The sequence below is a fragment of the Empedobacter sp. R750 genome (assembly GCF_030324345.1).
Taxonomy (GTDB): domain Bacteria; phylum Bacteroidota; class Bacteroidia; order Flavobacteriales; family Weeksellaceae; genus Empedobacter; species Empedobacter falsenii_C.
Map to the genome: position 1 here is coordinate 1 of NZ_JACAGF010000035.1, position 7,223 is coordinate 7,223.

8 protein-coding genes are annotated in these 7,223 nt (G+C 30.3%); 4 read left to right on the forward strand and 4 right to left on the reverse strand.

Annotated elements, in window-relative coordinates:
* Window positions 1-145 precede the first annotated feature (145 nt).
* Window positions 146-988 (forward strand): WG repeat-containing protein, encoded by an 843-nt coding sequence (locus HXZ74_RS16895; RefSeq protein ID WP_286476491.1) that lies wholly within the window; start codon window positions 146-148, stop codon window positions 986-988.
* Between the two features lie 261 nt (window positions 989-1,249).
* Here HXZ74_RS16895 and ere(D) read toward each other — a convergent pair whose 3' ends face one another.
* Window positions 1,250-2,476 carry an EreD family erythromycin esterase gene (gene ere(D), locus HXZ74_RS16900; protein ID WP_095073170.1) on the reverse strand — a complete coding sequence of 409 codons (1,227 nt, stop codon included), beginning with the start codon at window positions 2,474-2,476 and terminating at the stop codon, window positions 1,250-1,252.
* A 427-nt stretch (window positions 2,477-2,903) separates the two neighbouring features.
* Here ere(D) and HXZ74_RS16905 point away from each other — a divergent pair, with 427 nt between their 5' ends.
* Both HXZ74_RS16905 and HXZ74_RS16910 read left to right on the forward strand, forming a co-directional pair.
* Window positions 2,904-3,245 (forward strand): type II toxin-antitoxin system RelE/ParE family toxin, encoded by a 342-nt coding sequence (locus tag HXZ74_RS16905; protein WP_055041224.1) that lies wholly within the window; start codon window positions 2,904-2,906, stop codon window positions 3,243-3,245.
* Between the two features lie 3 nt (window positions 3,246-3,248).
* Window positions 3,249-3,551 carry a helix-turn-helix domain-containing protein gene (locus HXZ74_RS16910; RefSeq protein WP_055041225.1) on the forward strand — a complete coding sequence of 101 codons (303 nt, stop codon included), beginning with the start codon at window positions 3,249-3,251 and terminating at the stop codon, window positions 3,549-3,551.
* A 70-nt stretch (window positions 3,552-3,621) separates the two neighbouring features.
* On the opposite strand, the gene HXZ74_RS16915 is transcribed toward HXZ74_RS16910, so the two are convergent.
* Window positions 3,622-3,762, reverse strand: a complete 141-nt coding sequence (locus tag HXZ74_RS16915; RefSeq protein WP_286476492.1) for a hypothetical protein — start codon at window positions 3,760-3,762, stop codon at window positions 3,622-3,624.
* A gap of 6 nt (window positions 3,763-3,768) precedes the next feature.
* On the opposite strand from HXZ74_RS16915, the gene HXZ74_RS16920 reads away from it, so the two are divergent.
* Window positions 3,769-4,935: a tetracycline-inactivating monooxygenase Tet(X2) gene (locus tag HXZ74_RS16920; protein WP_008651082.1), complete on the forward strand. Its 1,167-nt coding sequence runs from the start codon at window positions 3,769-3,771 to the stop codon at window positions 4,933-4,935.
* Between the two features lie 157 nt (window positions 4,936-5,092).
* On the opposite strand, the gene HXZ74_RS16925 is transcribed toward HXZ74_RS16920, so the two are convergent.
* Together HXZ74_RS16925 and HXZ74_RS16930 are read right to left on the reverse strand one after the other, a co-directional pair.
* A complete protein-coding gene (locus HXZ74_RS16925; RefSeq protein WP_286476493.1) occupies window positions 5,093-5,587 on the reverse strand; it encodes a hypothetical protein in 495 nt (164 codons plus the stop codon).
* Between the two features lies 1 nt (window position 5,588).
* The gene (locus tag HXZ74_RS16930) at window positions 5,589-6,923 is read right to left on the reverse strand and encodes an AAA family ATPase (RefSeq protein ID WP_286476494.1); all 1,335 of its coding nucleotides are present in this window, start codon (window positions 6,921-6,923) and stop codon (window positions 5,589-5,591) included.
* Between the last annotated feature and the right edge of the window lie 300 nt (window positions 6,924-7,223).

A 7,223-nucleotide genomic window follows, 5' to 3' on the forward strand; every position in this document is an offset into this window, starting at 1 on the left:
ATTTTCAAATGAACATTAGTGCTAAATTGAAAGTAAGTGCTTCTAAATCCGCCACTTCGCCAAGCTGCAAAACGTTATGCGATATTTTATGAAAACCGTTATTAATAGAACATTTCTGTTTTTAATTCTATTTGCAACCATAAATATGTTGCTTGGACAGAATTTTAAATCTAAAATTGACGAAAATATCTATTTAGAAAGGAAAAACAATCTTTATGGAATTGTAGACAGTTTAAATAAAACAATAATTCCTTTCAATTATGATTTTATCGAATATAAAAATTCAGTTTTTATCGTCAGAAAAGGCGACAGCAATGGAATTGTAAATATTGAGAATAGAGAAATTATTCCATTACAATTTAAATACATTCTTCCCAGAGATAATAATCGTTTTATACTTTGGACTAAAAATTCAGAATTCGGCTTAACTGATACTAGTGGAAAAATTATACTTCCAGTAAAATATAAAAGTGTTTCATCAAATAAAAATGATGATTTTTATTTAACAGAAAATAAAAATGGGTATTGTGGAGTTTTCGATATCAACGGCAATATTATTTTTCCTGAAGAATACATTTTTTATACAGAAGATAATTATAAAATATTTGCAACAAAAAATAATAAACCATTAATTTTAGACCTTTTAAATCCCACAAATACAATTGTTTTAGATGAGAATATTTCATTTGTAAATACAGCAAGACACTTTTCAGTGGACGAAAAATATTATCAAATCATAAAACAAAATAATAAATATGGTTTAATTAATTCTATGAATGAAATTATTATTCCTGTAAAATTTGACAATTTAATTTCATCACAAAATTGGAGATATTTTATAATTGAAAAGAATGGTAAAAAAGGCTTAATAAATACTGACAACAAAACAATTAAAGAACCTAAATACGACAAAATACAATTGATGAAAGAATATATTATATTAAAAACAAAGGGTAAAAAAGATGAATATTACTCTTATGAATATTAAAAAAACATCGCATAACATGGGTTTTGCAAGATGCGGGGTTGAAGGAATTCTTAGAAAATTTGTAAGCAGTACCCGCAAAAAACCATTTCATTTTTTTTTGTAAATCTGAAAAAATGAAAATGGTTTTTGCTAGCGTTTCGTTCTCCTCTCCACTTCCGGTTGCAGTAGCCCGCACCTCGCAAAGCCCTTTTCCGTTATGTGAAAGAATAAAACGGCACCTCCAAAAAGAAAGTGCCGTTTCGAAATTAAATTTATAAATTCTCAATCCACTACTTCTGAAACAGTTGATTTTTCTATTAGAAAAATTCCGTCAAAAGCTTCTTCTATTTCAGTTTTTAGGCACATCGAATCAAATCGAATCTTATTACAATTTTTTAATTCCGTACTTCTGTTCATTAGTAAACAGCATTCTTTTCCTCCAAATTCTTGCATAATAAATTCAACAGAATCCGACTCTGGAAAATCAAGTGGAAATTTATCAACCCTAAAGCCAAATTGATAATCATTATCAGGATACAATGCCGCAGTTTCTCCACGTAGATTAGTTATTGCAAATGCTTTATATTTTTCTCCAAAAGTCATCGAAAGTCTTTGCCCCATTGGATAACAACTAATAAATCCATCAAAATCTACCGGAGTTTTTTGAATGTGAGCATTGTGGGCAACCAAAATAATCTTTTTACCAAGTGAATTTTTCAAAAACCAATCAATGCTTTCTGCCATATACTGGTCTTTTGCTCCCATATCTCCTTCAATTCCCCTTTCAGTAATGAAACTTTCCATAGCATCAGCATTATAATTCATATAAATCAAGCCTTTAACTTGATGAACTATCGATTGAAATTCTAAACTTTCTAATTTTGGTTGAAGAGTAATCAAACGAATGTAAACTTTTAATAGCAATGCTTTTAATTCATTATGTTCAGCTTCATCAAAAAGCGATAAATTTAACGCAAGCTGAGAAGTCGAATAGAAATCAAATTTCTCAGCAAGATTTAAAATCTTCTGTAAGACATCAGAAGAAACGATTGAAAGCCTTTGCAAATAATCAGATACAATACGAAAGTTTGGAAAATAAGAACCTCCATTTTTAGGAATATCCACACCTAAAAAGGTAATTTGATTATTATTGTCTTGATTATACCGACGAAGCCATAGCAAAGTATCTTTAAACTCATTTGGATAATAAAAGTGTGACAGTAACTTATCCAAATCGTCGAATGGAATTTGTGATTTTATCCACTTATCAACTTCTAATCCTTCAGAAAAACCAAACTCAAATGCCAAGGTGTCAAAATCACATTCAGTTACTAAAAACTCAATAACTTGATGCCTGAATGTAAAAAACTCTTTTATGAAATGTGAGTTTTCGCCTAAACCAACAATTGTAGAAGAATCAAAATATTCTCGAAATCGAAAAAGACTTTGTTTTATGGATGTATTATTTTCCGAATTAAACGGAAAAGTTAAGGGTTTTATATTTTTCATTATTACCTTATTTTAAATTAAAAATTAACGTACCAAATAGCAACCGTCTCAAAAAGACGATTTAATAATTTACTTTAATTTTTAATTACCAAGGCTTGCTGAAATACATAAAATGTGAATTATTTGAATACAAAGATACTAAAAATTCCTTCACATAACAACGCATTGGCAAAATGGCAGGTTAAGTGCTAAATTGAAAGTTTCTGCATTTTATTCCGCCGAATGTGTTCCACATTCGCTTTTTATTTGTAAGTTAGCTCTGTGGAAACACATCGGCTACGTTCTCGCTAAATTGAACTTTTTGTCCAATTTATCCGCCACTTCGCCAATGCGTTTCCCGTTAGCAGAAATTTTATACAAGCTTTCCGCTTTAAAAATATTTCAGAATAAACTTGCAAATTGATAACTTTTAAGTTAACTTTGTAACATGAATTTTGAGAGAAAAATTATTTTCTACGAACGGTATTTTGTTAATTTCTATTTGGAACAAAACGAAAAAGTTCAAGAGAAAATTGAATATGTTTTTAAACTTGTCAGAACAGTTCAAAATGTTCCGAAGAAGTTTTTGCAACATATGGCAGAAACAGACGGACTTTACGAAATTCGAATTGAGTTTGAAAGTAATATTTATAGAATTTTTTGCTGTTTTGATAAAGGAAATTTAGTTGTTTTGTTCAACGCTTTCCAAAAAAAAACTCAAAAAACACCAAAAAAAGAAATTGAATTAGCTCTTAAATTGAAAAATGAATATTTAAATTCTAAAAAATAGAAAATGAAAAATAAAATAAGTGATGTGAATAATTTCGATGAATTATTAAACATCAAATACGGGGAAATAGGAACTGAAAAACGCGATGAATTCGAAGAAAAAGCACAATATTTTGTAATTAGTGAAATGTTGAAAGAAGCACGTAAAGAAGCGAAAATGACACAAGAGCAACTTGCTGAAAAAGTTGGAACTAAGAAAAGTTATATTTCAAGATTGGAAAATGGTAAATGTGATATTCAACTTTCAACTTTATATAAAATTTTTGAGTTTGGACTTGGAAGAAGAATTAATTTACTAATTAACTAAAATTGCGACTTCTGCTAACATTGTATTGGCAAAATGCGGGGTGAAACGCAAGTTGAAAAATTTGTAATATTTATCCGCCGAATGCTTTTCCGTATTGATTATTTTTGTAATTTAACAATCCGAAAAAAGCATCGGCTACGCTCGGTTCTGAATTGAACTTTTCGTCCAATCCAGCCCGCACTTCGCCAATGCTTTTTCCGTTATGTGCCATTTTTGAATGACAATGCGAATAGATACAGACAAACAAATGAATTTACTTAGTGATAAGAACGTTGCAATAATTGGTGGTGGACCCGTTGGACTGACTATGGCAAAATTATTACAGCAAAACGGCATAGACGTTTCAGTTTACGAAAGAGACAACGACCGAGAGGCAAGAATTTTTGGTGGAACCCTTGACCTACACAAAGGTTCAGGTCAGGAAGCAATGAAAAAAGCGGGATTGTTACAAACTTATTATGACTTAGCCTTACCAATGGGTGTAAATATTGCTGATGAAAAAGGCAATATTTTATCCACAAAAAATGTAAAGCCCGAAAATCGATTTGACAATCCTGAAATAAACAGAAATGACTTAAGGGCTATCTTGTTGAATAGTTTAGAAAACGACACGGTTATTTGGGATAGAAAACTTGTTATGCTTGAACCTGGTAAGAAGAAGTGGACACTAACTTTTGAGAATAAACCGAGTGAAACAGCAGATTTGGTTATTCTTGCCAATGGCGGGATGTCCAAGGTAAGAAAATTTGTTACCGACACGGAAGTTGAAGAAACAGGTACTTTCAATATACAAGCCGATATTCATCAACCAGAGATAAACTGTCCTGGATTTTTTCAGCTATGCAATGGAAACCGGCTAATGGCATCTCACCAAGGTAATTTATTATTTGCTAACCCCAATAATAATGGTGCATTGCATTTTGGAATAAGTTTTAAAACACCTGATGAATGGAAAAACCAAACGCAGGTAGATTTTCAAAACAGAAATAGTGTCGTTGATTTTCTTCTGAAAGAATTTTCCGATTGGGACGAACGCTACAAAGAATTGATTCATACGACGTTGTCATTTGTAGGATTGGCTACACGGATATTTCCTTTAGAAAAGCCTTGGAAAAGCAAGCGCCCATTACCCATAACAATGATTGGGGATGCCGCACATTTGATGCCGCCTTTTGCAGGGCAGGGAGTAAATAGTGGGTTGGTGGATGCCTTGATATTGTCTGATAATCTAGCCGATGGAAAATTTAATAGCATTGAAGAGGCTGTTAAAAATTATGAACAGCAAATGTTTATCTATGGCAAAGAAGCACAAGAAGAATCAACTCAAAACGAAATTGAAATGTTTAAACCCGACTTTACGTTTCAGCAATTGTTAAATGTATAAAATGGAATAAAACGGCACATAACAAACAAATTGGCAATAGAGCCGGTGAAGTACTTCTATTGAACTTTTGTGCAATGTTGAAGATTAGTAATTCTATTCAACATTTGTGCTAAAAGTCGGCTCCATCGCCAATTTGCCAAACGTTAGGCGTAATGATTCAAAAAAATCGTGCTATCAATTCATTTAAATCCATTGCTATGTAGTTATTGGGAATAATAGGATTCATTCTTCTCATACGACTTGTCGCTTGTTCAACAAGATTCGGTTGAAAAATAAATACATAAGTGTTATTTATTTTCACGGTATTACCTAAAATAGACAAAGAGCCAGAAACTTTATCAATAAGTTTTTGTCTATTTAAATTAGATAAATTTTTATAATTGAACCGTAACTCTACAAGAAGCATTTCTAAATTATCATTATCTGAAATTGCAAAAGTACAGTCCATTGTACTTATTTGATTTCTTCTTTCTATTCTTGCTCGTTCTATTTCAACACAATCTAAATCAATCACATCAGTTTCAGTAAAATAATCAGGTATTTCAGATAACGAATCATCTTCATTCAAAACTACTTCGTTGAAATCTTTTACACAACAAGGATAGGATTTAGAAACAATATGATTTAACGTTTCATTCTTGTTATATTTCATTCTAAATTCCGTATTTATTGATTCTATCAAGAGCTATATTAAATGATTCAAAAATAGGATCTATCTCTTTTTGAAGAAATTCATAATTATAAACATATTTACCCTCTTCTTTTTTAGCTAAGTAAAAATTTACATCATCTAATATGTTTTCTTTTTCTGAAATATATCTGATAGCTTGAACCATATCAGGGTTATGACTTGCCAAGAAAAACTTAACTCCAAAATACTTATTTAATAATACAATTATCCTCGCATATTCAATTATCCATTGTGGATGTAGATGAGATTCTGGCTCATCAATTATCATTAAAGTTTTATTATTCAAATGACCATTTTTCAATAGTAATTGTAAAATAGAAAATGATTTGATACCTGTAGCAACATCTAATAAATTAAAAACAGAACCATCTTCTCTTTTAAACTTAAATTCGTCAGTAACAAAAATACCATCCTCGTATTCAACATCACCTTTAATAATTTCTTTACTAATAATTTCGCTTATAGGATTTTCATTCTTACTACTATCATCCAATAAAAGTTCATTTAAATCATCCCAATACTCATTATGAGATTGTTCAATTGAGAGCATCATTGGCGTGTCAATATAAATTGCTTGATCTATACTAAACGGGATTGACAAATTGCTTTTTTCAAGAGAAACAATAATATCCTCATATTCAAAAACATCAAATTTTTTAGGAAGCTTACTATCTGTAAAAACTTTAGCTAATTCTTCAGTAAAAATAGATGTTGGTCTGGAATCAATTTTACCTTTGGCTTCTTTAAATTTATCAATTACAAGCTGTTTTACATTTGAAAAAGCTTGTCTATAATCTTCAACATTATAATCTTCTCTAAGAATTTCTTTGATGATTCTATTTAATCGATTAATTCTGGAACCAACAGAATTACTATTCCTAAATAAGTTCTCATCTTCTTTTTTTGAATAATTAGAATATAAATATTCTACTTTATCAATTAAAGCAATCCATTTTTCTGATTCTTCTAATAAAAAATCAGAATAAAACAAACTTCTTCTTAACTCTTCTATTTCCTTACGATATTCATCTCTTATTTTTCTATCACTTTGACTATAAACAATTTCTTGCTGGAAAATCTCTAAAAATCTTAAAACATCTCTAAGACTATTATTAAGTTTTTGCTTAACAACGATGTCATAATTAGAAACTGTTTTAAATAGGAAATATAATAGTTTTGAAATTGTACTTTTTCCACAGCCATTTTCACCTGCAACTAAAGTAATCCCATCAATTATTATATCAGCATCATTAATTGCTCTAAATTTTTCTGTTTTAACTCTGATGTTTGAAGCCATATCAATAATAATATCTACCCTAATATATCACTACGCCTAACATGGGTTTGGCGCAATGGCGGGTATAATTCATAGTTCAAAGATAGTAATTAATTATCCGCAAAAACCATTTTCCTTTTGCTCTTTTTTGTAATTTAGCAAAAAGAAAAAATGGTTTTGCTAACTTACGTTTAAAATTGGAAGTTTAGGCTTTCCATTCCGCCACTGTCGCCAAGCCCCGAAACGTTAGCTGACATTTTAGAACCATCACCCTATGACAACAAGAAAAGTGACGAAATCCGATATAAAAAACTTATCAAA

What these genes read in the sequence shown, in the direction of transcription:
- HXZ74_RS16895 (WP_286476491.1), top strand. Translation starts at nt 146, where the DNA reads ATGTTGCTTGGACAGAATTTTAAATCTAAAATTGACGAAAATATCTAT.
- HXZ74_RS16905 (WP_055041224.1), top strand. Translation starts at nt 2,904, where the DNA reads ATGAATTTTGAGAGAAAAATTATTTTCTACGAACGGTATTTTGTTAAT.
- HXZ74_RS16910 (WP_055041225.1), top strand. Translation starts at nt 3,249, where the DNA reads ATGAAAAATAAAATAAGTGATGTGAATAATTTCGATGAATTATTAAAC.
- HXZ74_RS16915 (WP_286476492.1), bottom strand. Translation starts at nt 3,762, where the DNA reads ATGGCACATAACGGAAAAAGCATTGGCGAAGTGCGGGCTGGATTGGAC.
- HXZ74_RS16920 (WP_008651082.1), top strand. Translation starts at nt 3,769, where the DNA reads ATGACAATGCGAATAGATACAGACAAACAAATGAATTTACTTAGTGAT.
- HXZ74_RS16925 (WP_286476493.1), bottom strand. Translation starts at nt 5,587, where the DNA reads ATGAAATATAACAAGAATGAAACGTTAAATCATATTGTTTCTAAATCC.
- HXZ74_RS16930 (WP_286476494.1), bottom strand. Translation starts at nt 6,923, where the DNA reads ATGGCTTCAAACATCAGAGTTAAAACAGAAAAATTTAGAGCAATTAAT.